Here is a 26,310-nt window from a genome sequence, read left to right on the forward strand (position 1 = left end):
CGGCGGCGGCGTGATCGCCTGCGCCGACGACCCCGGCCCGCTCGCGGAGCGGGGCGGCGGCCCCGCCGGCCCGCCCGCCCCGGCGCGCGCCGACGCCGCCGCGCGCCTCGCCGGCGCCCTGCTGAAGGTCGCCTTCGCGCCGCGCCTCGACATGAGCCGGCAGGACCTGACGTCGCTCGACGGCTCGCCGGTCGTCGAGCGCGGGATCGACGCGAAGGACCTCGACGAGATCAAGGACCGCTGACGTCCCGCGCTTCCTCGGGCGCCCCGCCCGGGGGCGGCCCGGAGCGCCGGGGCCGGGGAAAGCTGACGCCCGGCGGAAGGGAACCCCTCCACCGGGCGTGCATCGGATAGTTCAGCGACGACGGGGCGCGTCCCCCGCGGCCGACCGGAAAACGGCGAAGGGACTCAGCCCTCGTCGTCGTCCTTGCGATCGTCGTCCTCGTCGAGACGCTCCTCGAGGGCGAGATCGTCGTCCGGCTCTTCGTCGGAGAATTCGTTGATCCACTGCCGCCAGTTCCCGCCGGACGTCGAAGCCGCCTCGCCCTGACGGGGCTTGGCGCTCGGGGCGCGGTCGCCGTCGCCGCTTTCCGGGCGGCGCCGCTTCGGCCCGAAGCCGGTGCGGCGGCGCTCGTTTTCCTGCGGCAGCTCGCCCGGATCGGGCGGCATCATCGGGCCGCGCGGCGGGCGGGGCGTCCACGGACGGGACGGTCCCCCGGCGGACGGGCCGCCGGGGCGCGGACCCATGGGGCGATCCCCCATCGGCCGCGGTCCCATCGGGCGGTCGCCCATCGGACGCGGCGGGCGCTCCCCCGGAGGGGCCGGCGCGCCGCGGTCGCGGGCGTCCTTGACGACCAGAGGTCGTCCGCCCATCGGCTTGCCGTTGAGCGCGTCAGTGGCCTTGGCGGCTTCTTCGTCGGTCCCGTAGGAGACGAAGGCGAAGCCGCGCGAGCGTCCGGATTCCCGGTCCAGCACGATATGGACGTCGGTGACGTTCCCGTGCTGCGAGAACAACGCGCGCAGGTCGTTTTCGGTGGCGGAGAAAGGAAGGTTCCCGACAAACAGGCGCTTACCCATGCGGACGTATCGCGGCGCGAAAGAGCCTTCTTCGCTCCGCGGGCGGCCTCCGTATCGCCGGAGAGTCTTCTCTCTCCGGGCAGGAAAGACAGGTCACTCTACCGAATGGCGTGGATATAATCTAGTGTCCAAAGTCGGAAATTCACCGTTTCGGCCCGCTCACGTCGTCTTGTAGCGCGGACCGTCCCCCCCTTCCGGCGGCGTCCAGACGATCACGCCGTACGGGTCGGCGATGTCGCAAACCTTGCAGTGGACGCAGTTCGAGAAGTTGAGCTGGAGGCGTCGTCCGCCGTCGTCGGCCTGAGCCATCTCGTAGACGCCGGCCGGACAGAACGAAACGCAGGGGTTGCCGTATTCGCGGGCGCAGCGGTCGGCGCAGAGCGACGGGTCGGCGACCACGAGGTGCGCCGGCTGGTTCTCCTCGTGCCGGGTCCCCGAAAGATAGACGTCCGCCATCTTGTCGAACGTCAGCTTCCCGTCGTGGACGAAGGCCGGGCGGGCGACGCCCTTGTAGGCCAGCAGGCGCTGCGTCAGTTCGTGGTCCTCGCGCGCCGGATGGCGGGCGTAGAGGCCGCGGCCGCCGCTGACCAGCTGCGCCCCGGTGTGGAGCGCGCCGACGATAAGGCCGTCCTGATACGGCTGGCGGAAGTTGCGGACGCGGCGGAGCTCGCGGCCCGCGGCGCCTTCCTTCATCCGCGTCTCGTACTCGCCGAGACGCGCGGCCGAAAGGTCGTCCGCGGCGAGCCCGTCCAGGATGGTTTCCGCCGCGGCGATCCCCGACTCGATCGCCAAGTGGACCCCCTTGAGGCGCATGGTGTTGACGAACCCGGCGGCGTCGCCGAGCAGGAGCGCGCCGTCCGCCGCGAGGCGCGGGAGCGACCACCAGCCCCCTTCCGGGAGCGCCTTGGCGCCGTAGGAGACCGCCTCGCCGCCGTCGATCAGCGACCGCACGAACGGATGCGTCTTGAGCCGCTGCAGCAGCTCGTGCAGGTTCAGGCGCGGATCGGGCGAGTCGAGGCCGGCGACGATTCCGAGCGCCAGCAGATCGTCCTTCATCTCGTAGATGAACGCGCCGCCGAAGGTGTCTTCGCGCAGCGGGAAGCCGAGCGTGTGCCGGACCACGCCGCCGCGGACCCGCCCGGCGGGAAGCCGCCAGACTTCCTTGACGCCGCCGGCGTAGATCATCGGGTTCCGCCCCTCGGCCAGCCGCTCCTCGCGGATCAGCTGCTGCGAGAGGTTGCCGCGCACGCCGTCGGCGAGGAGCGTGACCCGCGCCCGCACGTCGTACCCGGCCTCGTAGTTCCCCTTGCGCCCCCCCTTGCGGTCGAGGCCGCGGTCGCCGGTGCGCACGCCGACGATCCGTCCGCCCTCGCGCAGCAGGGCCGCGCCGGCGAACCCCGGGAAGAGGTTGATCTCCAGTTCCTCGGCCCGCTCCGCGAGCCAGGCGGCCAGCTTCTGCAGCGAGACGATTACCCCGCCGTGGTGGTTCATCTGCGGCGGGATCCACGGCGCGCGGAACGCATGCCGCGGCGTGAGGAACATGAACGACTCCGCCTCGACGTCCCCCTCGACGGGGGCGCCCGCGGCGCGCCAGTCGGGGATCAGGGCGTCGAGTCCGCGCGGATCGATCACCGCGCCGGACAGGGAGTGCGCGCCGAACTCCGGCGCCTTCTCGAGCAGCGCGACCGACGGCGGCTCGACGCCGCGCCGCCGCGCTTCCTGCACCAAGTGAATCGCCGCGGCCAGTCCGGCCGGTCCGCCGCCGACGATCGCGACGTCGACTTCCAGCTCTTCGCGCTGGGGTTCCGCCATCTTTCGAGCCTCCGAAGGGGCGATTATGACCGGCCCCGGCCGCCGCCGCCCGTTCCGCCGGCCGGCGGACCGCCCCGCGGCGGGTTGCGGCCCCGGGACGACCGGGCGAGAATCCGCCGGTTGGAGGAACGCCCCCCGATGACCGTTGCCGACCGTTTTCTTCGTCCGTCCGCCGTGGCGCCGTTCTTCCTCGCCGCCGCGATGGTCCCGCTGTTCGCCGGCTGCGAGAAGGCGAGCGAAGTCAAACCCGAAGAGCAGCGGATCAAGGTCGGCTTCGTCGCCTCGACCATCTGCCCCGACCAGACCCTCACCCCGGCGACCGGAACGACGCAGGTCCAGGCGACGGTCTGGGCGAAGGACGGCACCGTCGCGCCCAACGTGCCGATCACCTTCACCGTCACGCCGTCCGACGGCGTCGACTTCGACGGCAGCGGCGCGCAGGAAATCAAGACGACGGCGTCGAACGGCCGGGCGATCGTGAACTTCAAGGCCCCGCGCCCGACGGGGGACAGCTACACGTTCACCACGACGCTGCCGACGGGCGACCAGTCCCAAGGGACGCTCTCGTGGCCGCTCAGCCCGTTCGTCAACTTCGTCTCGGCCAACACCGTGCCGGCGCCCGGCGCCGAGTTCACGGTGAGCATGATCGTCAGCTACGTCTGCAACATCCGGAGCTTCGACTTCGACATCAGCTTCGACCCCTCGCTGCTCGAGCTGGAGAGCGACAAGACGAAGCAGGGCGACATCCTCAACGACGTCACCACCGACGGCACGACGTCGACGCAGACGAACGCGACGCTGACCCAGACCCAGGTTTCCGACGGCCTGTGGCACGTCAACTACGCCCGGACCTCGACGGACGGCAAGGGGGTCAACACCGCGGGGACCTACCTGACGTTCACGCTGAAGGCGAACGCGTCCAACACCGGCGACGCGCAGTTCAAGATTCCGAGCGGCTCGATGTCCGTCGTCCCTTCGGTCGGCGGCCCCTACACGATGTACACCAGCAGCACGAGCCGCGTCGCCTATTCGACGATCACCGTCACGGCCAGTTCCTCGAAGTACTTCCTGAGGCGCTGACCGAGCGGCGCGCGCCGCTTCAGCGCGCGCCGCCGGGGATCGCGCCGTCGTCGTCGTCGGGCGACGGCTTCGACGTGACGACCGCCTTCACGACGACCAGCCGCCCGTCCTCGGCGCGGCGGACGGCGGCCGAAAGCAGGTCGTCCCCCTCGAACAGGTCCTCGAGGATCGCTTGGGCGTCGCCGTCGAGGACGATCACCGACTTGTCGTCCACCACCAGCGCCGTCTCCGCGCCCGCCTCGCTCCGCACGGTGAGCGAGCGCCCGTCGACGTCCACCTTGACGATTCTTCCGGCCAGCGACGGGGCGGGCGCGGCGAGCGCGACGGCGGCGGAGACGACGAGAGCCGCGGCGAACGGAACGGACCGGACAAGACGAACGAGCGCGCGCGCCATCTGCATCAAAGCCTCGCCCGCAGGGCTGACATTCCCCGCGTTTCGGTCCATGCTATCGCTCGGGTTCACCGTTCGGCAATCGTCGCCGTCGCGCTTCAATGGCCGCGGGCGCGGTTGCCCGCCGCCGCGGCGACTCCGGGCCGCGGTGGAGGGAGGAACACGAAGATGAGCAACGTCTTGGCCCGGTTCGCGGCGCCGATCGCCGCCGTCCTCCTCGCGGCCGCCGCCGCGCCGGCCTTGGCCGAAGAGCAGTTCGATCTGGACGTCCAGCTCGGCATCAGCGCCGAGATGGCGGCCCGGCTGACGCCCAACGACACGATTCAGATCACGCTCCGGCCCGCGCCGCAGTTCGGCAAGACCGCCGAGGACGCGCCGGTTGTCGTCTCCCGCAAGTGGGAGCCGACCGCCCTCGCCCAGCCGGTCAAGTTCAAGAACGGCCTGAAGCCGGACGTCATCTACCGCCTCGACGTGGTGATCGTCCGCGAAGGGGGCAAGAAGCCGCTCGAGGTCCGCTACCTGTCCGCCCTCGACAAGCTGCCGCGGCGGCCCGTCGAGAGGGGCGCGAAGCTGCGCCTCTTCGTCGGCGACCAGAAGGACCAGCGCGCGAACCTCGTGCTGCTGACCCGGGACAAGGACGGCATCTACCGCCTGATGATGTTCACCGCCTAATACGTGAGCCTCAAACGACGCGCCCCCTCCGCGGAGGGGGCGCGTCGTCGTCTAGGGGGGCGGCGGTTCCCGGGGCCGGGACGGTCCGTCGCGGGAAGGCCGGCCGCGCCGCGCGGCTCGCCGCACATCTCCGGGCATGGGACGCCGGCTCGCGGATCCGCCGGGGAGGGCGCGGGCCTTCGTCCCGCCGCACTGCCCCAACCCCGACTGCCCTCGGCACCTCGCCGCGCCGGGGACCTACCGCGAGTTCGTCCGCCGCGGCCTGCGGCGGATCGCCCGCGCCCCGGGCTGGGTCGCCTCGTTCCGCTGCGCCGCCTGCGGCCGCTGGTTCCGCTCCTCGGCCTTCGACGACGACTACTGGAACAAGATCCCCGGCCTCAACGCCCGCCTCTACGACCTCCTCGCCAACGGCGCCGGCCTCCGCCAGGCCGCCCGCGTCCTCGGCGTCGCCCCGGCCACCGTCCGCCGCCGCGTCCGCCGCATGGCCGCCCGCGCCCTCCTCGTCCACCTCGCCCAGACCGCCGCCCTCCGCGGGACCCTCGACGACGCCGTGGTCCACGACGGGCTGCGCACCTTCGCCGGCAGCCGCTACGAGCCGCTCGACCTCCACACCGCCGTCCTCGCCAAGAGCGGCTTCGTCCTCGACTTCAACGCCGCCCCCCTCCGCCGCTCCGGCGCGATGAGCCCCGCCCAGCGGGTCCGCCGCGCCGAGCGCGACGAGGCCCTCGGCCGGCCCGATCCCCGCGCCCGCGAGCGCCGCTCCGCCGAGATCCTGCGCCGGCTCCTGCCCCTCTTCCCCGAGGGCGCCCCGATCGAGCTCCGCACCGACGAGGAGCCGGCCTACGCCCGCGCCGTCGCCCGCGTCGCCCCCGGCCGCTTCCGCCACCGCCTCACCAACAGCAAGGAGCGGCGCGACGCGCGGAACCCCCTCTGGCGCGTCAACGCCCTCCACGCCTACGCCCGCCACGCCTGCCGCCCCCTCGTCCGCGAGACCTGCGCCTTCGCCAAGACCGCCGCCGGGCTCCTCGACCGCGCCGCCCTCTTCGTCCTCGCCCGCAACAACACCAAGGGGATCGCCGAGCGCCGCCGCGCCGACCGCCGCACCACCCCGGCGATGCTCCTCCGCCTCCGCCGCGCCCCCGCCGGCTGGCGCGCCCTCTGCGGCCGCAGGCCCTTCCCGGCCCGCGCCGGACTTCCCCCGGAACTCCGCCCCGCCTACGACGGGACCTTCCGCGCCCGCCCCCGCGAGAACGTCAACCCGCGCGTCCCCAAGTTCGTCGCCTGAGCGCGAGGCGGGCGGACGCCGCCCGCGTCCCTGCGGCTCCCCGCGTCGCGTGTCCCCTCGGTCCCCGCGCCCGCGCGGCGCGTTCCCGACGACGGACTCCGATCGCCGCTGACCGCGTCGCGCCGCCATCTCGCCGGGCGCGCCGGCGGCCCTCCGGCGCCCCGAATCGCCGGCCCCGGCGAGCGCCGTTTGGGGCTCACCTAACAAACGACGCGCCCCCGCTGCGGGGGGCGCGTCGTCGGGCGTTTCTCGGTTCCGCGCGGCGGCTACTTCGCCGGCACGCACTCGAGGATGACCACCGCCCGCCGGTTCTGGGCGTGCTCCTCCTCGGTCTTCGCGTTCAGGATCAGCGGCTCTTCCTTCCCCTTGCTGATCTTGTCGACTTTGATGCCGGACATCCCCGGCGCCTTTTCCAGCAGGCCGACCACGGCCTTGGCGCGGCGGTCGCCGAGCGCGAGGTTGTAGTTGACCGTGCCGCGCTCGTCGCAGTGCCCTTCGATCGTCAGCCGGCCGACCCGCGGCCCCAGATCCTGGAGCTTGGCGGCGAGCTGCTTCACGAACTCGTCCGTCGCGGCGTCGATGTCCGACTTGTCGTACGCGAAGTGAATCCGCGGCGTCGCCAGCATCGACTTGAGCTCGTCGCACTTGTCGACCGGCGGCGGCGGCGGAACGGTGACGTTCAGCGCGCGGGAGGAAACCAGCTTCACCGGCTCGCCCGACGGACCGCCGCGCATCGTCGCCTCCAGACGGTACTGCCCCGGCGCCCCCGACGTGATCGCCCCGACGTACCCCGCGGCCTGCGCGGAGAGGTCGATCTTCTGCGTGCGCCCGCGGGCCTCGCCGTCGAGGCCGGTCACGGTCAGCGACACGGCGCGGTTCTTCGTTCCGGCGACGATGAAATCGACCCGCTGGCCGGTGACCACGGTCCACGGCCGGGCTTCGATCGACTCGACCTTGTCCGGCACGGTCGGATTCGCGGCGACCGTCGCCTCGAGGTTCTTCGGGAATTGGTCGACTTTCGTGCTGCTCGCGCAACCGACGGCCAAGAACGTCAAACCGGCCGCCGCGGCCGCGCCGAGTCCGGCGCTGAACAATTTGCGAGAAGTCATCGAACGTCTCCTGCGGCGCGGGTCCCGGGGCGCGCCCTTCAGCCGGCCCTTTTCGCTCCAACGCCGCAGGCCGCGCGGCCCGCGGAGTTTCATCCATCCGCGCCGGGGCGCGCCCGGGGACGCGCCGCGGCGCCGGTGGGACCGGCGCGTTTCTTCGACCGCCGCCGCCGCGCGGCAAGCGCCGTGCGACGACCTCGTTCGTCAATGATACGTTCTACCACCGGAATCGGGGCGGGGGTAGAGAACCGTCGGCGAAGCCCCGCTCACTTTCGCCCGCGGCGGCCGCGGGGGCGCGTCCGCGCGGACGACTCCGCCAGGGCGCGGGCGCCCCACGGCGATTCCGGCCACCGCTCCGCGACCTCGCGGTACAGGTCCCGCGCCCGACCGACGTCCCCTTCCCGCTCCAGACGTCGTCCCAGCGCGAGCAGCGCGGCGTGGCACGGCCCGACGAGTTCCAGCTGCCGCTCCAGCTCGCCGCGGTCGAACGGCTCGTCGGGCGAGCGCTCGGCCGCCGCCTCCATCGCCTCGAACTGCGTCCGCGCCTCGTCGTCCGCGCGCACGAGCAGCCGCTCCGCGCGCCCCGAAAGGAACACCGCCGGATCCAGCCGCCCCGCCCGCTCGGCGGCCTCGGCGAGGGCTGTCCCGGGGTAGTAGGCCAGCGGCGCGACGACGACGTCGGCCAGCCCCGAGCGCTCGACGAGGTCGAGGTTCGCCGCGATGTCCGCCTCGCCCTGCCCCGGCACGCCGGTGATGAAGTACGCCCCGGCGCGCAGGCCGACGCGCCGGCAGGCCGCCAGCGCCGAATCGACCTGGGGGAGATGGATCTGCTTGTTCAGCCGCGCGAGGACCGGTTCGCTCGCCGCCTCGACGCCGAACTGCACCTGCTCGCAGCCGGCGCGGCGCATCCAGACCAGCCGTTCCTCGTCCACGAAGTTGACGCGGGACTGGCAGTTCCAGAGCAGGAAGAGCCGCCGCCGCTCCAGTTCCGCGCAGAACTCCCGCACCCGCTCCTTGCGCGCGGTGAACGTGTCGTCCCGCACGCTGAAGTAGTCGATGCCGAAGCGGCGGTGCAGGAACTCGATCTCGTCGGCGACCCGCGCCGCGGAGCGGAAGCGCAGCTTGCGCCGCCAGAAGCGCGGCGAGCAGCAGAACGAGCAGTCGGCGGGGCAGCCGCGCGAGGTGACGATGAACGGGAACTGCGTCTGCGGATCGACGCCTTCGACCGCGTCGAACCGCTCGGGCGGGTAGAGCGCGTCGAGGTCCGGCGCGAGCGGCGCGTCGGGCGTCCGCGCGATCGCGCCCCCTGCCGTGCGGTAGCTGAGCCCGGCGATCGCGGCGCGGCGGTCCTCGCCGGCGCGCAGCGCCTCGGCCAGGGCGAGGAGCGGCCCCTCGCCTTCGCCGCGCACGCAGACGTCCGGCGCGTCGGCCGAGCGCAGCAGCGCCTCGTCGAGGAACGTCGCCTGCGCGCCGCCGGCGACGACGATCGTCCCGGGCGCCGCGCGGCGCGCGGTCCGCGCCAGCCGCGCGGCGGCGGCGTGGTTGTAGGTGAAGTGCGAGACCCCCACGAGGCGCGGCGCGAACGCGGCCAGCGCGGCCTCGATCTCGCGCCACGCTCGGCCGCTGAAGTTGAAGAGACGCGAATCGAATCCCGCGCGCCGCAGCACGCCGTGCAGGCAGAGCAATCCCGACGGCGCGACGCGGGCGTAGACGTCCCCCGCGTCCCGGTCGTCGCATCGATAACAGAGCGCGATTCGCATCCCTAAATTGTAGGGGCGGCTGGCGCGCCGATCACGTCGTCGGAACAACGACGCCCCCACCGCGCCTGCCGCCCGACGTGAACGCCGCACCCGATTGCCTTTGAACCAACAACGGCAACGTTCCGCGTGAATCACGTCGGGAGGCAGGCGCGGAGGCATCATCCGCGGGCGAACGACCGTCGGGACGCGCCAGCCTCCCCTACGCCCCAAGGCAACGTTGCGCGTGAATAACGTCGGGGCGCGACACCGACGAGCGGGTCGGGCGGCGGGGGGCGGCGGCGGAGCATTGCCCCGTCGCGGAGCCGCCGCCCCCCGTCGCGCGACGCGCGTCCATCGACGGACACGCGCCCTGACGCCTCAACGCAAAGATCGCCGCCGCGCCCGCCGACCGAGGCCGCGGCGCGCGGCCACACGAACAGCGCGAACCGACCAAGAGGGACCATCCCCCCGCCGAGAACCAGCGACGCGCGCAGCCAAAGACGACAGCACGTCGGGCGTGCGGGGGGCGGCGGCGCAGCCGTTGCCCCGTGGCTGAGCCGCCGCCCCCCGCCGCACGACGCGCGTCCCTCGAGCCGCGCGGGCAGTACGCGCCGGGAACCCGCGGGCAGTACGCCGCGAAACCCGCGGGCAGTACGCCCCTGAAACCCGCGGGCCTTACGCCCCGGAAACCCGCGGCCCTTCGTCCGCAACGCAAAACGCGGACCGCGCCGATTCAGGGACGCGTCGCCTCCTCCAGCAGGAACAGGAACGAGCGGTAAATCTCGCCCGTCGCCCGCGTCATGCCGACCTCGCAGGTGCGGCTGCTCGAGACGTAGGCGTCGTGCGGCGCGGCCGTCGCCTCCGCCGCCTCGAGCCGCGTCGCCGAAGCGGTCAGCTCCGGATGCAGGAAGCCGCGGTCGCCGGCGAAGCCGCAGCAGCCGGCGCTGTCCGGCACGACGACCTCCTCGGCGCAGGCGCGCGCGATCGCGGTCAGCTTCGGCGTCAGCTCCATCTTGATCACCGAGCAGACCGGATGGACGACGACGCTCGCGACCTTCCGCTTGACCCCGAGGCGCGGCAGCAGTTCGTCGTGGACGAACTCGACGGCATCGACGATCCGCAGCTTGTCGAACCTCGCCTTGTCGGCGGGGCTCAGGTCCTCGCGGCAGTGCAGCAGCCCGTAGGTGCAGGGGCTCGTGTCGACGACGATCGGCAGCGTCCCCTCCTCGCTCCAGCGCCAGAACTTCTCGATCGTCCGCGCCGCCATCGCGCGCCGCGCCCCTTCGTACCCCTTCGACGAGAACGGCACGCCGCAGCAGGCGCCCTCGACGTCGGGCGGGATGTGCACCGGCCGCCCGGCGCGCGCCGCCACCGCGACGAGCGCCTCCATGATCGACAACTCGGACGGCTCGCAGGGAATGCGCCCCATCGTCCGCGAGATGCAGGCCGGGAAGTAGATCGCCGCCGCCCCCTCGCGGACGGTCGGAGGACGCGTCGCCTTCGCCGCGCGCGGCATCTCCTTGCTCCAGAGAGGGAACGGCCGGCGCGCCAGCCCGCGCATCGCCTTGGTGACCGCGACCATCGTCCCCGCGCCGAGGACCGACTGAACGAGATGCCCCATCCGCAGGCCGAGGCGCAGCAGCGGCTCGATCGACGCGAAGTGTTCGGCCACCCAAAGCGCCGTGTCCTCGGCGGAGCGGCCGTGCATCTCGTGGCGCAGCCGCTTCGTCAACTGCCCGGTGTCGATGCCCACCGGGCAGGCGGTGGCGCAGAGGCCGTCGGCGGCGCAGGTGTCGAGCGCGTCGTAGGGGAAGTCCTCCTCGAGCGCCGCGCGCCACTCGCGGTCCCCGCCCTCGGCGAGCCGCGCCAGCTCGCGGCGGACGACGATCCGCTGGCGCGGCGTCATCGTCAGCGCGCGGCTGGGGCACTTCGGCTCGCAGAAGCCGCACTCCATGCACTTGTCGACCTCGTCCTCGACGGTCGGAATCGTCTTGAGGTCGGCGATGTGGGCCCGCGGATTCGCGTTCAGCACGACGCCCGGATTGAGCAACCCTTCGGGATCGCAGAGCTCCTTGAGGCGGCGCATCACGGCGAGCGCCTCGGGCCCCCACTCGGTCTCGACGAACGGGGCCATGTTCCGCCCCGTGCCGTGCTCGGCCTTGATCGCGCCGTCGTACCGCCCGACGACCAGCTTCACCACGTCGTCGATGAACGCCGCGTAGCGGTCGATCGCCGCCTGGTCGTTGAACCCCTGCGCGACGACGAAGTGGAGGTTCCCGTCCTTGGCGTGGCCGAAGATGATCGCGTCGTCGTAGCCGTGCTTCTTGAAGAGGGCGGTGAGGTCGGTCGCCGCGTCGGCGAGCCGGTCGATCGGGAAGGCGACGTCCTCGATGATCACCGACGTGCCGCTCTTGCGCAGCGCCCCCACCGACGGGAGCATCCCGCCGCGGATCTTCCAGAGCCGCGCCTGTTCGGCGGCGTCGGCGGTGAAGAACGGCGGCTCGCACAGGTCGAGCTTCGCCGCTTCGGCCTCCGCGAGCGCGACGAGCGACGCCCGCTCCGCCTCGTCGGCGCACTGGAACTCGACAAGCAGCCCCGCCGCCCCTTCGCGCAGCGTCTTGATCGACGGCGGTATCCCCTTCTCCTTCTCGACCGAGCGGAGCGCGGCGCGGTCCATCAGCTCCAGCGCCTTCGCCCCCGCGTCGCGCAGCGGCACGATCGCCGCGCAGGCGGCGTGCAGCGTCGGGAAGAGCAGCAGCCCGGTGTACTTCACCGGCAGGTCGGGAACGGTGTCGAGCACCGCCTCGGCGATGAAGGCCAGCGTCCCCTCCGAGCCGACGAGCAGGTGGGCGAAGATGTCCACCGGGCGCTCGTAGTCGAGGAACGAGTTGAGGCCGTAGCCGGTCGTGTTCTTGGAGAGGTACTTGCGGCGGATCCGCTCCCGCAGTTCCGGGTTCCCCTCGATCCGCCTCTTCAGCTCGAGGAGCCCTTCGGCCAGCGCCGGCTCGTAGCGCCGGAACTTCTCGTCGGCGCCCTCGGCGGCGCTGTCGATCGTCGTGCCGGAGGGGAGGACGAACGTCAGCGAGCGCAGCGTGTGGTAGGCGTTCTGCGCCACGCCGCAGCACATCCCGCTGGAGTTGTTGGCGAGGATCCCGCCGAGCATGCAGGACTCGATCGAGGCGGGGTCCGGCCCCATCTTGGCCATCGTCCCGCGCAGCGCGCGGTTGACGTGCGCCCCGATCACGCCCGGGGCGACGCGGACCTGGCGGCCGCCGTTCTCGACCTTGACGTCCTTGAAGAAGCGCGCGCACTCGACGAGCAGGCCGTCGGTGATCGACTGGCCGGAGAGGCTCGTCCCCGCGGCGCGGAACGTCAGCGGCAGCCGCAGCCGATGGCTGAGGTGGAACAGGCTCGCGACCTCCTCCGCGCTCTTCGCCAGCACGACCGCCCTCGGCACGAGGCGGTAGAAGCTCGCGTCGGAGGCGAAGGCGACGAGGTCGATCGGACGCTTGAGGATCCGCTCCGGATCGACGATCCGGGCGAGGGAGTCGAAGAGCTGCTGCGACGAGGGGGAAGCCGCGGGCGCGACGGACATTGGTCAGCCTCCGCGGCGCCGCGCGGCCGGCGCGGAGCGGAGGCGCGGCGCGGCGCGGAAAGCGCCGACCGCCGCGGGGCGAGGGTGATTCCCCCGCCCCGCGGCGGCCGGAATCAGGCCTTGGTCGGTTCCGTCTTCACGCCGATCACCGAGAGCGCCAGCAGCGCCACGATGATCGCGGTGACGACCAGAATCATACGGCCAAGCGAGAGTTGTTCGGCCCTGTCGGCGGCCGCCTTGGCGGCCTTGGCGTCGTCGGCCTTCTTCTTGGCCTCCTCCGCCGCGGCCTTCTCGTCCGCCGCCTTCTTGGCGATCCGGGCCTTGGCGTCGGCCTCGCCCTGCGCGGCCGCGGCCGCGACCGCCTTCTCGAGGTCGGCCGGCGTGGCCTTCGCCGCCTTGCCCTCGGCCTCGGCCTTCGCCTTGGCCGCGGCGACCGCTTGATCGACGAACGCCTTGTCCGCGGCGGCCTTGTCTTCCGCCGCCTTGGCCGTGGCGACCGCCGCCGCGGCGGCCTTCTCCTTGGCGGCCGTCGCCTCGGCGGCGACGACCGGCCGCGGCGCCCCCTCGGGCAACGGCGGGATCATGAAGCTGAAGACCGTCGCCTGAAGGTAGGTCATGACGCAGATCGCGGCGAGCAGGATCAGCGAGTGCTTCACCGTGAAGCGGAACAAGTCGGACTCTTTGCCGACCATCCCGGTGGCGGCCGTGGCGACGGCGATCGACTGCGGCGAAATCATCTTGCCGACGACGCCGCCGGAGGAGTTCGCCGCGACGGTGAGCACGGAGAGGTTCTGCACCGAGGACGAGCCGGCCTCGATCAGCTTGTTCGCCGACACCTGCTGCAGCTTGCCGAAGACGGCGTTGGCCGAGGTGTCGGAGCCGGTGATGAAGACGCCGATCCAGCCGAGGAGCGGCGCGAAGAGCGGGAAGAGCGCGCCGGTGGCGGCGAGCGCCAGGCCGAGCGTCGTCGTCAGCCCGGAGGAGTTGCCGATGTAGGCGAAGCCGAGCACCGCGGCGATCGTGACGATCGGGAAGATCAGCGTCTTGAGCGTCTTGCCGAAGAGCGCGACCGCGTCCCCCGGCCTCATCCGGGTGACGATGATCGAAACGACGGCGGCGATCAGGATCGCCGTGCCGGCGGCGGAAAGCCAGTTGAACGTGAAGACCGAGGCGATCGGCTTCTGCGTGGCGGGGTTGACGATCGCGTTGTGGACGCCCGGGAACTCCCACGGGATCTTCACGATCGGGTTCGACTCGAGCAGCGCCTTGACCGGCTTCATGCCCCAGTCGCCGACGAGGACCGTCAGGACGATGAACGGGCTCCAGGCCTTGAGCACCTTGCCGAAGCTCAGCTTCCCGGCGACGTGGGTCGAGGCCGGCTCGTCCTTGAAGCGGAAGATGTTCTTCGGCTTCCAGAGCTTGAGGAAGACCACGAGGCAGACGATCGAGAGCAGCGAGGAGATGATGTCCGGCAGCATCGGGCTGAGGTAGTTCGACGAGAACCACTGCCCGATCGCGAACGCGCCGCCCGAGACGAGCGCGGCCGGCCAGACCTCCTTGATCCCCTTCCAGCCCGACATCAGCGCGATCAGGTAGAACGGCACCAGCACCGAGAGGAACGGCAGCTGGCGGCCGACCATCTGCGAGATCGACATCGCGTCGATGCCGGTGACGCCGCCGGCGACGATGATCGGGATGCCGATCCCGCCGAACGCGACCGGCGCGGTGTTGGCGAGGAGGCAGAGCCCCGCCGCGTAGAGCGGCGTGAAGCCGAGGCCGACGAGCATGCCGGCGGAGATCGCCACCGGCGTGCCGAAGCCGGCCGCCCCTTCGAGGAACGCGCCGAAGCTGAAGGCGATCAGCAGCGCCTGCAGCCGCCGGTCCTCGGTGATCGAGGAGATCGAGTCCTTGATCACCTCGAACTGCCCCGTCTTGACCGTGATGTTGTAGAGGAAGACGGCGGTGATCACGATCCAGCAGATCGGGAAGATGCCGTAGAGCGCGCCGTGCACCGTCGAGGCGATCGCCACCGTCGCCGGCATCTTGTAGACGAAGACGGCGATCAGCACGGCGATGACGGTGGTGCAGATTCCGGCGACGTAGCCCCTGAGTTTCTGGATCGCCAGCGCCCAGAAGAGGAACAGGATCGGGACGGCGGCGACGAGGGCGGAGAGGAAGATGTTTCCGAGGGGGTTGAAGTCCTGGGTCCACAAGGGGCGGTCCTCCTCGAGAAGGCGGAGCATGGAGCTGGGTTTCCGCGGCCGTCCCACGACGCGCCGACGCGCCGCCGTCGGACTTCCGGTCCTTTTCACCTCCCCACGTCCGCCGAACCGCCCAGCTGACGCGGCGCGGCGGGCGAGTTTGACGATGGTCTAAATCAGCGCGGCGGTCGCGTCAACGGCCCCCGCCGTGAAACTCCGGTGACAGTCTCCGCGAACCGTTTCTCTCGCCACTCGGTCGCTCGGCGCAAGAGATACCGCGAACCGCCGCCGGGCGCCGGACTCAGACGGCGGGGGCCCCGTCCCGCCGGCGGAGCGCCCACGCGACGGCCCCCGCCGCGGCCCCGCCGAGGTGCCCGGCGTAGGCGATCGGCGACCCAAATTCCGGCAGGAGCAGCGCCCCGCAGCGTTGGCCGACGAACCAGAGGCCGAGCCAGACGATCGCCGGGAACGCGATCCAGCAGATCGGCCGGAAGAGGAACTGCAGCAGGACGCCGATCCGGCGCTTCGGGAAGCGCAGACCGAAGTAGGCGATCGCCCCCGCGATCGCGCCGCTCGCGCCGACGACAAGGCGCTGCTCCCCGGCGCAGGCCAAGCCGAGAAGGCCGCCGACGTGGGCCGAGACGAGCAGGAGCGCGAAGCGCCCGTGCCCCAGGTCCCGCTCCGCCGCCCCGCCGATCAGCAACAGGAACCACAGGTTCGCCAGCAGATGGAACGGGCCGACGTGCGCGAACGCCGAGGAGACGATCGTCAGCCCCCCGGAGCGCAGTGGATCGGCGAAGTCGAAGGCCATCCGCCCGACGAGGTCGGGCGGCCCGACGAGCGCGGCGACGCCGGCCGCGACGCAGGCCAACGCGAAGGCGCGCGCGACCCACGCGGTCCGCCCCGCGCCGTCCTCGTCGTAGAGCAGCGGCAACCCGAGCCATCCGGCGAGCCACTGCCACCATTGCTCCGGCTCGCCGTACGCCATGTCGTCCGGCGCCGAACGCGCGGCGCTTTCGGCGATCGCGTCCGCGAGGCGCCGACTGGACGCCTTCCTGATGAAGGCGTGCGGCGACGCGGCGCGCGCGGCGGGCAGTTCGGCGTCCGCCCGGTCGAACCAGAGCAGGCGGCAGGAGGAACAGGCCTCGACCGTCGCGCCGTCCTTGCCGCGCGGCGCGCGGACCGCCGCGAACGGCGCGCCGCACGAAGGGCAGCGGCGCGGCGAGATCCGCGGAGCGCGGACGACCGACGTCCAGAGCGCCGCGGCCGCGCCCGCGCCGCGCTCGTTCCGCAGCGCCTCGATCGTCAGGCCGAAGCCGCCGCACGCGCCGCAACGCTGCACGATTCCCGGCGAGCGCCGCTCGGCGGCGAGCGCCGCCCCGCACGCCGGGCATCCGCGCGCCGCGCCGCCGTCGACGCGCGCATCGCGGTTCTTCGCGTTCATTGCCTTCCCCCCTCGCACGGACATCCGCCCGGAAGCGAGCCCCGGCCGGGACGCGCCCCGGCTCGGCTATTATTGCGCGCGGCGGTCCGCGCGGGCGTTCGCCCCGGCCGCCGCGGAGCGCGCGGGCGGCGGAAGAGCGAGGCGCTTTTTCAGGCCCGCGCGGGGGGATCTTCCGTGACGTCGCCGACCATCGATCTCGCCGTCGTCGGGGCGGCGCTTCTCGCCGCCTATTACCTGTTCCGGCTGCTCAGGACCGATCCGCCGAGCGCGCGACCCGCGACGATGGTCATCCGCCTGTCGTGGCCGGAGGTCGCCGCCTGCGCCCTGGCCGTGACGATGCCCCCCGCGTTCCTGGTCGTGGCGCACGTCGAGCGGGCCGCGAAGCCCGAGTCCCTGATCGTGCTCGACATCCTCGCGTCGGTCTTCAGCCTCTTCGCCGTCCTCGGCGCGCTCGACGCGTGGCGCCGCGTCGACGTCTCGGACGAAGGGGTCTCCGGCCGTTCTCCGTGGACGGGAACCCGCTTCGCGCCGTGGTCCGCGATCGAGTCGGCGAGCTACTCGGCGCTGCGGCGGAGGCTCTTGCTCCGGGGCTGCGGATTCCGACCGATCCGCGTCAGGCTCGACTGGCGGGGCGGCGAAGATCTCGTCGAAGAAGTGCGGCGGCGCTGTCCGCCGGGCGTCCTGCGGAATGGGTAGCTCGGCGCGGCCTGCGCCCCGAACGTCCGCGTCCCGCGGGCGCCTCTTCCCGCCGACGAATCAACGCGCGGCCGTCGCCTCTCCGGACGCCTCGGAGACTTCCCCGCAGTCGATCCCCTGCTCCCGAATCCCGCAGCGCAACGTGCGCGGAGCCGTCATGTAGCGCACGCGGACGGCGCCGACGGCCGCGGCGTCCTCGAAGACCGGCTCCGAAACGCGGCGCGCGTCCGGAAGGCGCGTTCGCCCCAACTCGCGCAGGACGCCGGCGTCGAGCGTCCACGCCGCCAGTTCGCGCCCCGCCGCGGTCTCGCCTCGGACGCCGCTCTTGCCGTCGAACGGCGCCGGCTCGAGCACGGCGGCCACGGCCTTCCGGCGTCCGCCTTCGAGCGCGACGACGCGGGCGTAGATCGCGTACGGCGCGCCGTCCCAGTCCGGCCAGATTCTCTTGTACGTCGCCCCGCGCCGCGCGAGGACCGCCGCGCCGATCGGCGAGGTCCTGTCTCTTCCCCGCCCCGACACGACGATCTCGGCGACGCCGTCGTCGTCGAGATCGACGAAGACGGGCGGTCCCTCCAGGAACATCGACGGGGTGATCAGTTCGAGCGACCGCTTGCGGAGATCGAGGAGGAACAGGGCGTTTCCGGACGAGCCTCCGTACCGCGTCTAAAAGATCGCCGCGGGCGCGGACGCCTCGTCGAGGAACCACCCGTCCGGCGCGTACCCCGCGCTCGGCGCCTTCAGGTTCAGGAACTCCCGATAGGCGCCGTCCACGACCTTGTAGACGTGAAACGCGACGGCGGCGTCCTCGGCTTCCCACGTGTCGAAGACGATCTCCGGCGTCCCGTCGCGGTCGAGGTCGAAGACGCCGTAGAACGTCGCGGACGACGCGTCCCGCACCGCTCTCGGAATCATCATCAGCGGCTTCGCGCAGCGCTCGGGATTCGACGCGTCGATCAGGCAGATCTCGCCCGACGAGAGGACGCGCGCCGGCGACGATCCATGCGCCTTCGGATCGAGGGCGACGCCCGACGCGCGCGCGGCCGCCGCGGGCGTCGGCCAAAACGCGAGCGCCAGCGGCAGGAACGCGCCGATCGTTCGCCGGATTTTCCTGAGCGATGCGCCGTCTCTTCCGATCATGGCCGCCCCCAAGAACGCGCGACTTGCGGGCAGTCTTCGCCTCGCCGCGCAGCGCGGAAGTCGGGCGCGAACGGAAATAGAGACGCCGCGGACGCGCGGAGCGCGACCGGATCATCGTCGATGTCGGATTGCCGATTGGTGGAGCCGAGGGGGATCGAACCCCTGACCTCGTGACTGCCAGTCACGCGCTCTCCCAGCTGAGCTACGGCCCCACACTGGGACGCGGTCGGCGCGAGCCGCCCGCCGAAAGACCGGGAGACTGTAGCCGCGGAGGGGCGGGCTGTCAAACAAACTTCGGCCGTTCGCGCGCGCAAGACGGCCGCCGCGCCGCGCCCCAGCGCGAAGGAGCTGATGCGCGCCGCCGAGCAGGCGCCGCGCCCCAGCGCGAAGGACCAGATGCGCGCCGCCGCGCAGGCGCCGCGTCGCCGCGCGAAGGACGTCGGCGCGCGCCGTCGCCGCGCCGCGGCGCGGAAACGGGCGGGCAAAACACGCTCGGCCGCGCCGCGGCGCCGTGGACAACGGACGGCCGGGGAACCAACGTATGCAGCGATGCGCGGACTGCTCGCGATGATCGGCGCGGCGGCGGCCGCGGGGGCGCTCTGCGCCTCCTGCGGCGGCGCGCGCTATGAGCCGCAGCCGGGGGGCGAAGCGCTCCCCGCGATCACGCCGGCCGCGGCCGCCCTCGCGCGGCAGTCCCAAGGGCCGCGCCCGCTCTTTCTCGACACCCGCCCCGCCTCGGCCTACGCCGCGGGGCACGTCGCGGGCGCCGTCTCGACGCCGCTCGAATCGTTCCAGCCGCTGCCCGACGACACGCTCGACCAGCTGTTCGAGAACCGCGCGTCGGCGATCCTCTTCGCCGCGGGGATCCGCGGCGACCAAGAGACCGTGGCCGTGGACGACGGCGGGATCGACGGCTTCCGCCGCGCCTCGACCGTCTGCTGGATCCTCTCGCTCGCCGGCTTCGACCGCTGCCGCGTGCTCAACGGCGGCCTCCCCGCGTGGCGCGCCGTCTCCGGCCCCGTCAGCGCCGACCGGGTCAAGCCGCCCAAGCGGGACGAGAAAGAGAAGCCCCCCGATCTGGCCCAGCGGCCCCCGTCCCTCGCCTCGCTCGAGATGTTCCATTTCGCCACCGCCTCGGGAGACGCGGCGTTCGTGGACAGCTCCGCCGGCGACGGACCGGCCGCCCTCCGCGGCGCCGTCCGGCTGCCGCTGGAGCGGTTCGCGGCCGCGGGATCGATCGACGTCCGCGCCCTCGACGACGCGCTCGACCGCGCCCAGCTCCGCGCCGAGTCGGAGGCGATCGCCTTCGGCGAGCGCCTGACCGACGGCGCGGCGGGCTGGTTCGTCCTCGCCCGCCATTGCGCGATCCCGACCGTCCGCCTCTACCCCGGCGGGATGGCCGCCGCGCGCCGCGCCCCGACGCTCCCGCCGGCCGCCCTCGCTCCCCACCCCGTCGAGGACCGCAAGAAGAAGTAGTTTGCCGCGGCGGCCGTCGGCCGCTATCGTCGGCCCCGATTCCGCCGGCGGGTTCCGCCGCCGGCCCCCGGAGGCTCCGGAACCATGAGCAAGCTGCGGGTGCGCTTCGCGCCCTCCCCCACCGGCTACCTGCACGTCGGCGGCGCCCGGACGGCGCTGTTCAACTACCTCTACGCGCGCAAGTCGGGCGGCGTCTTCGTCCTGCGGATCGAGGACACCGACAAGGAACGCTCCACCGACGAGAACACGAAGCAGATCCTCGACTCGATGCGCTGGCTGGGGCTCGACTGGGACGAAGGTCCGCACCTTCAGTCGGAGGGGCTCGACCGCCACCGCGGCGCGGCGCTGCGGCTGCTCGACGAGGGGAAGGCGTACCGCTGCTTCTGCCCGCCCGAGCTGATCGAGCGGAAGCGGCAGCTCGCCTCCGACCACGGCGACGGCTGGAAGTACGACCGCACCTGCCTCTCGATCTCCCCCGAGCGCTCGCTGGAGATGGCCGCGGCCGGCGTGCCGTTCTGCGTCCGCTTCCTCGTCCCCGACGGGGAGACGACGTTCCAGGACATGGTCCACGGCCGCACGACGCTCAAGCACGACGAAATGGAGGACTTCGTCCTGCTGCGCTCCGACGGCAGCCCGACCTATCACCTCTCGGTCGTCTGCGACGACGTCCAGATGGGGATCACGCACGTCGTGCGCGGCGACGACCACATCAGCAACACGCCGAAGCAGATCCTGCTCTACAAGGCGCTCGGCGCCGAGCCGCCGATCTTCGCCCACCTGCCGCTGATCCTCGGCCCCGACAAGAAGCGGCTCTCCAAGCGCCACGGCGCGACGGCGGTGATGGCCTACGAGCAGCAGGGGATCCTCGCCTCGGCGATGGTCAACTTCCTCGGGCTGCTCGGCTGGAACCCCAAGGGGGACCGCGAAATCATGACCCTCGCCGAGATGGTCGAGGCGTTCGACTTCTCCGGCGTCGGCTCGTCGGCCGCGGTCTTCGACACCGAGAAGCTGCTCTGGATGAGCGGCAAGCACATGGAGCGGACCCCCGCGGCCGAGTTGCTGCCGCTGATCGAGGAGCAGTTGGGCGCGCGCGGCCTCTGGACGCCGCAGGACCGCGACCCGGCGCGCCTCGCGCGCGTCCAGGCGATGATCGACCTGAGCAAGGTCCGACAGCGCACGCTCCCCGACCTCGCCCGCGACGTCGCCCGCTACCTCTCCGACGACGTCGAGATCGAGGAGGACGCGCGCCGCAAGCACCTCGCCGGCGACGACCTCGCGGCGCGCCTGCTGGCCCTGCGCGACGCGCTCGCCGGCTGCGCCGACTGGGCGCCGGCGGAGCTGGAGACGGCCGTCCGCGGCGCCGCGGAGAAGCTCGGCGTGTCCGCCGCCAAGCTGATCCACCCGGCGCGCGTGGCCGTGCTCGGCGTGGCCGTGAGCCCGGGGATCTTCGAGGTCCTCGCGGCGATCGGCCGGGAATCGACGATGAAGCGGGTCGAGGCGCTCGTCGCGGCGACGGCCCGGGCCTGACGACGGCTCGGCCCCTTCGGCGGCCCGTTTCGGCCCGCCGCGGGAACGGCGAGGCTCGCCTTTCCGCGCGACGGCGTTACATTTGCGGCAGGGCGCGCGGGGGCGCGGGCGCGCCGCGGGAAGGAGACGGCTCCATGACGAACGAAGGATCCGGCGCGCGCAGCGCCGACTACGTGTTCCTCATCGCGCCTCCCGAGGAAGGGGGCGGGGTCTACCGCGCTCCGGCGGAGGTCCACGAAACGCTGCTCGGCTTCGAGCGCGAGTTCGCCTCCCGCGCCGGCTGCCCGCTGATCTTCGCCGACGTGGCCGAGCACCGGCTCACGCCGTTCGCCGTCCGCCTGTTCCGCAAGGGCTACGTCTCGCTCCGCCCGAACGAGCGCGAGCCGCGCGTGATGGACATCACCGCCGTGCAGCCGGAGATCGAGCGGCGCCTCGCCAAGATCCTCGGGCTCGACGAGACGGCCGCCACCGCCGCCGACGGCATCCTCGTCACGGAATCGGACCTGCCGTTCGAGGGGCCGATCGCCGCGGCGCCGGAGGGGATGATGGGCGCGGGGCGCGGGCGGCTGTTCGGCGTCCGACCCGGCGACAACCCGGTGGAGGTGCTGGAGAACATCCTCTACGGCCACACCGGCAAGGACGATCCGGAAAGCTCGCACCACGGCGAGCACGAAATCAGCGAAGGCGTGGACCGCGAGTAGCCGCCGTGCCCGGACGGACGTCCTACCACAACCACACGACCTGGAGCGACGGCGCGGCGGGCGTCGCGGAGATGCTCGCCGCGGCGCGCGCCGCGAAGCTCGACGAGTTCGGCTTCTCCGACCACCTCGTCTTCTACCCCGGCCACGACTGGTTCGGCTGGCGGCTGACGCCGGAGCGGCTCGGCGCCTACTCGGCCGAGATCCGCGCGGCGGCCGAGGCGACCGACGGGATCGCGGTGCGGATCGGCGCGGAGGTCGACTTCTTTCCCGAGCTCGAGCGGCAGCTCGCGGCGATCGTCAAGCCGCGGCCGTTCGACTACCTCATCGGCTCGGTGCACTTCGTGGACGGCTTCCTGATCGACGGCGGCCTCGAGGGCTGGACGGCGCTCTCGCCGGACGAGCGGGACGACGTCTGGCGGCGCTACTTCGAGCGGATCGTGCTCGCGGCGCGTTCCGGGATCTTCGACGTGATCGGTCATCTCGACCTGCCGAAGCGGTTCGGCGTCCGCTCCCCCGAGGAGCGCGGCGCGGGGGCGCTGGCGGCGCTCGACGCGATCGCCGCGGCGGGGATCGCGATCGAGCTCAACACGGCCGGCTGGCGTCATCCGGTGGACGAGCCGTATCCGTCGCCGTGGCTGCTCGAGCGGGCGCGCGAGCGGGGCGTGCCGCTCGTGATCAACGCCGACGCCCATCGTCCGGAGCACGTCGCGGCCGATTTCGACCGCGCCGAGGCGACGGCCCGCGCCGCGGGCTACGCCGAGGTCGTGCGCTTCGAGCGCCGCAAGCGCACCTCCGTCTCGCTCTGACGTTCGCGCCTAAACGCGGCGCACTGCCCGCGCGCCCCGCAAGACGCGCGTCGTGCGGCGGGGGCGGCGGCTCCGCCACGGGGCAACGGCTGCGCCGCCGCCCCCGCCCGCCCGACGTGCTGTCGTGTTTGGTCGCCCGCGTCGCCGATCGGCCGCGGGGGGGATGGTCCCTCTTGGTTGGTTCGCGCTGTTCGTGTGGTCGCGCGCCGCGACCTTGTTTGGCGGCGGCTGCGTCGATTCTCGCGTTGAAACGTCAGGGCGCGTGTCCGACGATGGGCGCGCGTCGCGCGACGGGGGGCGGCGGCTCCGCCGCCGGGGCAATGGCTCCGCCGCCGCCCCCCGCCGCTCGACACGCTCGTCGTATTCGACGCATGCCTTCGTCGCCGTGATCGCGACCGCTGTAGGGGCGGCTGGCGCGCTCCGATTCTCGCGTCCCCGCTCGAGATTCCACCGCGCCTGCCGCCCGACGTGAACACAGCGCCCGCTTGCCTTTCGGCGCCCCAAGGCAAGGTCCCGCGCGAATCACGTCGGGAGGCAGGCGCGGTGGAATCGTTCGCGGGCGAACGATCGTCGGGACGCGCCAGCCTCCCCTACGGATTCCGTCGGTCAGGAGTGTCTTTGGATCTTCGCCCAGGTGTCGCGCAGCGTGACCGCGCGGTTGAAGACGAGACGGCCCGGAGCGTGGTCGATCAGGTCGGCGCAGAAGTAGCCGTTCCGCTCGAACTGATAGCGGTCGCCGGGGCGCGCCTCGCCGAGCAGCGGCTCGACCTTGCACTCCGTCAGCGTCGTCAGCGACTGCGGATTCAGGTTGCACTTGTAGTCCGCGCCCTCCGGGTAGTCGTCCGGATCTTCCTTGGTGAAGAGGTGCTCGTACAGCCGCACCTCGGCGTCGAGCGCGTGCGCCGCGGAAACCCAGTGCAGCGTCGCCTTCGGCGAGCGCCCGTCCGGCGCCGCGCCGCCGCGCGTCGCGGGGTCGTACGTGCAGCGGACCTCGACCACCTCGCCGGCGTCGTTCTTGACGACCTCCTTGCAGGTGATCAGGTAGGCGCCGCGCAGCCGGACCTCGCGCCCCGGCGAGAGCCGATAGAACTTCTTCGGCGGCTCCTCGCGGAAGTCGTCCTGCTCGATGTAGAGCACGCGCGAGAACGGCGCGAGCCGCGCGCCGGCCGCCGGGTCTTCGGGGTTGTTGGTCAGCTCGAAATGCTCGACCTGCCCTTCGGGGTAGTTCTCGAGCACCACCCGCAGCGGCCGCAGCACGGCCATCGCCCGCTGCGCCCGCTTGTTGAGGTCCTCGCGCAGCGCGTTCTCGAGCACCGTCGCGTCCACGCGGCTGTCCCGCTTGGCCACGCCGATCCGCTCGCAGAAGGCGCGGATCGCCTCCGGCGTGTAGCCGCGGCGGCGGAAGCCGGCGATCGTCGGCATCCGCGGATCGTCCCAGCCGGAGACGTAGTTCTTCGTCACCAGCTCGAGCAGCTTCCGCTTGGAGAGGACGGTGTAGGTCAGGTTGAGCCGCGCGAACTCGATCTGCCGCGGGTGCGGCTCGGGCAGCCCGATCTCGTCGATGAACCAGTCGTAGAGCGGCCGGTGCGCCTCGAACTCCAGCGTGCAGACGGAGTGGGTGATCCCCTCGATCGCGTCCTCGAGCGGGTGGGCGTAGTCGTACATCGGGTAGATGCACCACTTGTCGCCGGCGTGCGGATGGGGCGCGTGGAGGATGCGGTAGATCACCGGGTCGCGCATGTTGACGTTCGGCGAGGCCATGTCGATCTTCGCCCGCAGCGTGCGCGAGCCGTCGGGGAACTCGCCGGCGCGCATCCGCCGGAACAGGTCGAGGTTCTCCTCGACCGTGCGGTCGCGGTACGGGCTGTTCTTCCCCGGCTCGGTCAGCGTGCCGCGCATCGCGCGGACCTCGTCGGCCGCGAGGTCGCAGACGTAGGCCTTCCCCTTCTTGATCAGCGTCTCCGCCCACTCGTACATCCGCTCGAAGTAGTCCGAGGCGAAGAGCAGCTTGTGCCAGCGCACGCCGAGCCAGGCGACGTCGGCGGCGATCGAGTCGATGTACTCGGTCTCCTCCTTCACCGGGTTCGTGTCGTCGAAGCGCAGGTTGCACAGCCCGCCGTACCCCTCGGCCAGCCCGAAATTGAGGCAGATCGACTTGGCGTGGCCGATGTGCAGATAGCCGTTCGGCTCGGGCGGGAAGCGCGTGTGCACGCGCCCGCCGTAGACGCCCGCTTCGTTGTGGGCGTTGATGATCTCGCGGATGAAGTCGGGTCCGGCGACGGGACCTTGTCCGGCCGGAATGTCGGGAGTTTTGTCGCTCATCGATCGATCCCTGGCGCGCGACCAACCAAGCGCGCCGCGAAGCGGCCATTGTGCCAGAGGCGCCGACCGCGGGACAGAGAACGCCCCCTAATCCGGCAATTTCGCTCGTTTACTTGACGCGGAGCGTCCCGTCCCGTAACGTATCGCTCGCTTCGGCGTTGGGGAGTCGTCCAACGGCAGGACATGCGGCTCTGGACCGCAGAATCGGGGTTCGAATCCCTGCTCCCCAGCCAACCCGAAGTTGCTACAATCGGCGGCGCTTCAAGCGCCGTTTTTTTGTGCCCTGCTGGGGAGTCGTCCAATGGCAGGACAGCGGACTTTGGATCCGCTTATCGGGGTTCGAATCCCTGCTCCCCAGCCAACTCCCTCGTGCGGCCCCGTCCCCTCGCGCCCCCGCAAACGCGTCCGCTCTCCGGTTCGGCGCGCGTAAAGCTCGCTTGACACGCCGCCGCGCGTGCGGCATTCTGCAAGTCAAGCGAGCTTGACACGAGACGAGCTCGCGGGAGAGGCGCCGCCGTGGCCCGAATCGTCGTCGAGAACCGCGTCCGCGAAATGCGGCAGCGGCTCGGCATGACGCAGCAGGAGCTGGCCGACGCGGTCGGCGTCTCCCGGCAGAGCATCAATTCGATCGAGCAGGGGCGCTACATCCCCAGCCTGCCGCTCGCGCTGCAGTTGGCGAAGGCCTTCGGGCGCGCCGCCGACGAACTCTTCACGCTGAAGGAAACCCGCGCATGATCGACGAACGGTTCGTCCTCCACCGCTACAAGGCGAGCAGCCACGCGGCCGTCGTCGGCGCGGTCCTCCTCGCGATTCTGCTGATCCTCGGTCAGCTCCGCGGCGAAGGGATCCGCTGGGACCTCTTCGCCGTCCTCGCCGCCATGGCCGCGACGAAGGTCGCGGCGATGATCTACTTCCACTTCGCGGACTGAAGGAGCTTCGTATGTGCCTCGGAAACATCGGCGTCCGCCGCCCCCCGCGCGCCGTCGCGTGGACGCTCGCCGGCGGCCTTCTCTGCAACTCGGCGGCCGCGCTGCTTCCCCGCCTGCTCGGCGCCGATTCGCTTCCCGCCGGATCGCCGTCGCTCCACACGCTCGAATTTCTTCGCGGCTTCCTCGAAGGGGTCGGGATCACGCTGCTGATCCTCTCGCTGATCCTCGGGCGACGCGCGCGTCGTTGAGCGGTTCCGTCGGGCGCCGTCGCTCCCGCGGTCCGATCCGCGCGACGAACGGCGCCCGGACGACCG

At 72.1% G+C, this 26,310-nt stretch carries 22 protein-coding genes, 3 tRNA genes and 1 pseudogene; 14 read left to right on the top strand and 12 right to left on the bottom strand.

The window, feature by feature from the left end:
• The coding region (locus tag LLG88_16030) for a hypothetical protein (protein ID MCE5248419.1) at positions 1-244 on the top strand (244 nt) is incomplete at its 5' end.
• 164 nt (positions 245-408) lie between these two features.
• On the opposite strand, the gene LLG88_16035 is transcribed toward LLG88_16030, so the two are convergent.
• Entirely contained in the window at positions 409-1,077 is a 669-nt protein-coding gene (locus LLG88_16035; GenBank protein ID MCE5248420.1) for a hypothetical protein, read from the bottom strand.
• 159 nt (positions 1,078-1,236) lie between these two features.
• Positions 1,237-2,889: an electron transfer flavoprotein-ubiquinone oxidoreductase gene (locus LLG88_16040; protein ID MCE5248421.1), complete on the bottom strand. Its 1,653-nt coding sequence runs from the start codon at positions 2,887-2,889 to the stop codon at positions 1,237-1,239.
• A gap of 138 nt (positions 2,890-3,027) precedes the next feature.
• On the opposite strand from LLG88_16040, the gene LLG88_16045 reads away from it, so the two are divergent.
• On the top strand, positions 3,028-3,969 hold the full coding sequence (locus tag LLG88_16045; protein MCE5248422.1) for a cohesin domain-containing protein: 942 nt from the start codon (positions 3,028-3,030) through the stop codon (positions 3,967-3,969).
• Positions 3,970-3,988: 19 nt separating this feature from the next.
• Here LLG88_16045 and LLG88_16050 read toward each other — a convergent pair whose 3' ends face one another.
• Positions 3,989-4,369, bottom strand: a complete 381-nt coding sequence (locus tag LLG88_16050; GenBank protein ID MCE5248423.1) for a hypothetical protein — start codon at positions 4,367-4,369, stop codon at positions 3,989-3,991.
• Between the two features lie 159 nt (positions 4,370-4,528).
• On the opposite strand from LLG88_16050, the gene LLG88_16055 reads away from it, so the two are divergent.
• Both LLG88_16055 and LLG88_16060 read left to right on the top strand, forming a co-directional pair.
• A complete protein-coding gene (locus LLG88_16055; protein MCE5248424.1) occupies positions 4,529-5,032 on the top strand; it encodes a hypothetical protein in 504 nt (167 codons plus the stop codon).
• 136 nt (positions 5,033-5,168) lie between these two features.
• Complete coding sequence (locus tag LLG88_16060; GenBank protein ID MCE5248425.1) at positions 5,169-6,317, top strand: hypothetical protein; 1,149 nt, start codon at positions 5,169-5,171, stop codon at positions 6,315-6,317.
• Positions 6,318-6,583: 266 nt separating this feature from the next.
• On the opposite strand, the gene LLG88_16065 is transcribed toward LLG88_16060, so the two are convergent.
• The 5 genes and pseudogenes from LLG88_16065 to LLG88_16085 all read right to left on the bottom strand — a co-directional run bounded on the left by LLG88_16065 (position 6,584) and on the right by LLG88_16085 (position 16,402).
• On the bottom strand, positions 6,584-7,426 hold the full coding sequence (locus LLG88_16065; GenBank protein ID MCE5248426.1) for an OmpA family protein: 843 nt from the start codon (positions 7,424-7,426) through the stop codon (positions 6,584-6,586).
• 263 nt (positions 7,427-7,689) lie between these two features.
• On the bottom strand, positions 7,690-9,183 hold the full coding sequence (locus LLG88_16070; protein MCE5248427.1) for a radical SAM protein: 1,494 nt from the start codon (positions 9,181-9,183) through the stop codon (positions 7,690-7,692).
• A 712-nt stretch (positions 9,184-9,895) separates the two neighbouring features.
• A complete protein-coding gene (locus LLG88_16075) occupies positions 9,896-12,757 on the bottom strand; it encodes an FAD-binding oxidoreductase (protein MCE5248428.1) in 2,862 nt (953 codons plus the stop codon).
• Positions 12,758-13,332: 575 nt separating this feature from the next.
• Positions 13,333-15,000, bottom strand: a pseudogene (locus tag LLG88_16080) (lactate permease LctP family transporter).
• Positions 15,001-15,259: 259 nt separating this feature from the next.
• Complete coding sequence (locus LLG88_16085) at positions 15,260-16,402, bottom strand: zf-TFIIB domain-containing protein (GenBank protein ID MCE5248429.1); 1,143 nt, start codon at positions 16,400-16,402, stop codon at positions 15,260-15,262.
• A 174-nt stretch (positions 16,403-16,576) separates the two neighbouring features.
• On the opposite strand from LLG88_16085, the gene LLG88_16090 reads away from it, so the two are divergent.
• Positions 16,577-17,098: a hypothetical protein gene (locus tag LLG88_16090; protein ID MCE5248430.1), complete on the top strand. Its 522-nt coding sequence runs from the start codon at positions 16,577-16,579 to the stop codon at positions 17,096-17,098.
• A gap of 60 nt (positions 17,099-17,158) precedes the next feature.
• On the opposite strand, the gene LLG88_16095 is transcribed toward LLG88_16090, so the two are convergent.
• The 3 genes from LLG88_16095 to LLG88_16105 form a co-directional block, all read right to left on the bottom strand.
• A complete protein-coding gene (locus LLG88_16095; GenBank protein MCE5248431.1) occupies positions 17,159-17,680 on the bottom strand; it encodes a hypothetical protein in 522 nt (173 codons plus the stop codon).
• 81 nt (positions 17,681-17,761) lie between these two features.
• On the bottom strand, positions 17,762-18,235 hold the full coding sequence (locus tag LLG88_16100; GenBank protein ID MCE5248432.1) for a hypothetical protein: 474 nt from the start codon (positions 18,233-18,235) through the stop codon (positions 17,762-17,764).
• A gap of 136 nt (positions 18,236-18,371) precedes the next feature.
• Positions 18,372-18,447, bottom strand: a tRNA-Ala gene (locus LLG88_16105).
• Positions 18,448-18,784: 337 nt separating this feature from the next.
• Here LLG88_16105 and LLG88_16110 point away from each other — a divergent pair.
• The 4 genes from LLG88_16110 to LLG88_16125 all read left to right on the top strand — a co-directional run bounded on the left by LLG88_16110 (position 18,785) and on the right by LLG88_16125 (position 22,745).
• Complete coding sequence (locus LLG88_16110) at positions 18,785-19,711, top strand: hypothetical protein (GenBank protein ID MCE5248433.1); 927 nt, start codon at positions 18,785-18,787, stop codon at positions 19,709-19,711.
• An 84-nt stretch (positions 19,712-19,795) separates the two neighbouring features.
• The gene (gene gltX / locus LLG88_16115; GenBank protein MCE5248434.1) at positions 19,796-21,238 is read left to right on the top strand and encodes a glutamate--tRNA ligase; all 1,443 of its coding nucleotides are present in this window, start codon (positions 19,796-19,798) and stop codon (positions 21,236-21,238) included.
• A gap of 134 nt (positions 21,239-21,372) precedes the next feature.
• A complete protein-coding gene (locus tag LLG88_16120) occupies positions 21,373-21,939 on the top strand; it encodes a hypothetical protein (protein MCE5248435.1) in 567 nt (188 codons plus the stop codon).
• 5 nt (positions 21,940-21,944) lie between these two features.
• Entirely contained in the window at positions 21,945-22,745 is an 801-nt protein-coding gene (locus LLG88_16125; protein MCE5248436.1) for a histidinol-phosphatase, read from the top strand.
• Between the two features lie 606 nt (positions 22,746-23,351).
• Here the strand turns inward: LLG88_16125 and LLG88_16130 are convergent.
• A complete protein-coding gene (locus tag LLG88_16130) occupies positions 23,352-25,067 on the bottom strand; it encodes a glutamine--tRNA ligase/YqeY domain fusion protein (protein MCE5248437.1) in 1,716 nt (571 codons plus the stop codon).
• 159 nt (positions 25,068-25,226) lie between these two features.
• Between LLG88_16130 and LLG88_16135 the strand changes: the two genes are divergently transcribed.
• The 5 genes from LLG88_16135 (at position 25,227) to LLG88_16155 (ending at position 26,244) form a co-directional block, all read left to right on the top strand.
• Positions 25,227-25,300: transfer RNA gene (locus tag LLG88_16135), tRNA-Gln, on the top strand.
• A 54-nt stretch (positions 25,301-25,354) separates the two neighbouring features.
• A tRNA-Gln gene (locus LLG88_16140) sits at positions 25,355-25,428 on the top strand.
• A gap of 164 nt (positions 25,429-25,592) precedes the next feature.
• Complete coding sequence (locus LLG88_16145; protein MCE5248438.1) at positions 25,593-25,802, top strand: helix-turn-helix transcriptional regulator; 210 nt, start codon at positions 25,593-25,595, stop codon at positions 25,800-25,802.
• Positions 25,799-25,996, top strand: a complete 198-nt coding sequence (locus LLG88_16150) for a hypothetical protein (GenBank protein ID MCE5248439.1) — start codon at positions 25,799-25,801, stop codon at positions 25,994-25,996. The genes LLG88_16145 and LLG88_16150 overlap by 4 nt, the downstream gene beginning before the upstream one ends.
• 11 nt (positions 25,997-26,007) lie before the next feature.
• A complete protein-coding gene (locus tag LLG88_16155) occupies positions 26,008-26,244 on the top strand; it encodes a hypothetical protein (GenBank protein MCE5248440.1) in 237 nt (78 codons plus the stop codon).
• The last annotated feature ends 66 nt before the right edge of the window (positions 26,245-26,310 follow it).

This window comes from bacterium, assembly GCA_021372775.1.
Classification (GTDB): domain Bacteria; phylum Acidobacteriota; class Polarisedimenticolia; order J045; family J045; genus JAJFTU01.

Coding starts and splice junctions, on each gene's coding strand:
- LLG88_16035 (MCE5248420.1), bottom strand. CDS start 1,077: ATGGGTAAGCGCCTGTTTGTCGGGAACCTTCCTTTCTCCGCCACCGAA.
- LLG88_16040 (MCE5248421.1), bottom strand. CDS start 2,889: ATGGCGGAACCCCAGCGCGAAGAGCTGGAAGTCGACGTCGCGATCGTC.
- LLG88_16045 (MCE5248422.1), top strand. CDS start 3,028: ATGACCGTTGCCGACCGTTTTCTTCGTCCGTCCGCCGTGGCGCCGTTC.
- LLG88_16050 (MCE5248423.1), bottom strand. CDS start 4,369: ATGCAGATGGCGCGCGCGCTCGTTCGTCTTGTCCGGTCCGTTCCGTTC.
- LLG88_16055 (MCE5248424.1), top strand. CDS start 4,529: ATGAGCAACGTCTTGGCCCGGTTCGCGGCGCCGATCGCCGCCGTCCTC.
- LLG88_16060 (MCE5248425.1), top strand. CDS start 5,169: ATGGGACGCCGGCTCGCGGATCCGCCGGGGAGGGCGCGGGCCTTCGTC.
- LLG88_16065 (MCE5248426.1), bottom strand. CDS start 7,426: ATGACTTCTCGCAAATTGTTCAGCGCCGGACTCGGCGCGGCCGCGGCG.
- LLG88_16070 (MCE5248427.1), bottom strand. CDS start 9,183: ATGCGAATCGCGCTCTGTTATCGATGCGACGACCGGGACGCGGGGGAC.
- LLG88_16075 (MCE5248428.1), bottom strand. CDS start 12,757: ATGTCCGTCGCGCCCGCGGCTTCCCCCTCGTCGCAGCAGCTCTTCGAC.
- LLG88_16085 (MCE5248429.1), bottom strand. CDS start 16,402: ATGAACGCGAAGAACCGCGATGCGCGCGTCGACGGCGGCGCGGCGCGC.
- LLG88_16095 (MCE5248431.1), bottom strand. CDS start 17,680: ATGTTCCTGGAGGGACCGCCCGTCTTCGTCGATCTCGACGACGACGGC.
- LLG88_16100 (MCE5248432.1), bottom strand. CDS start 18,235: ATGATCGGAAGAGACGGCGCATCGCTCAGGAAAATCCGGCGAACGATC.
- LLG88_16110 (MCE5248433.1), top strand. CDS start 18,785: ATGCGCGGACTGCTCGCGATGATCGGCGCGGCGGCGGCCGCGGGGGCG.
- gltX (MCE5248434.1), top strand. CDS start 19,796: ATGAGCAAGCTGCGGGTGCGCTTCGCGCCCTCCCCCACCGGCTACCTG.
- LLG88_16120 (MCE5248435.1), top strand. CDS start 21,373: ATGACGAACGAAGGATCCGGCGCGCGCAGCGCCGACTACGTGTTCCTC.
- LLG88_16130 (MCE5248437.1), bottom strand. CDS start 25,067: ATGAGCGACAAAACTCCCGACATTCCGGCCGGACAAGGTCCCGTCGCC.
- LLG88_16150 (MCE5248439.1), top strand. CDS start 25,799: ATGATCGACGAACGGTTCGTCCTCCACCGCTACAAGGCGAGCAGCCAC.
- LLG88_16155 (MCE5248440.1), top strand. CDS start 26,008: ATGTGCCTCGGAAACATCGGCGTCCGCCGCCCCCCGCGCGCCGTCGCG.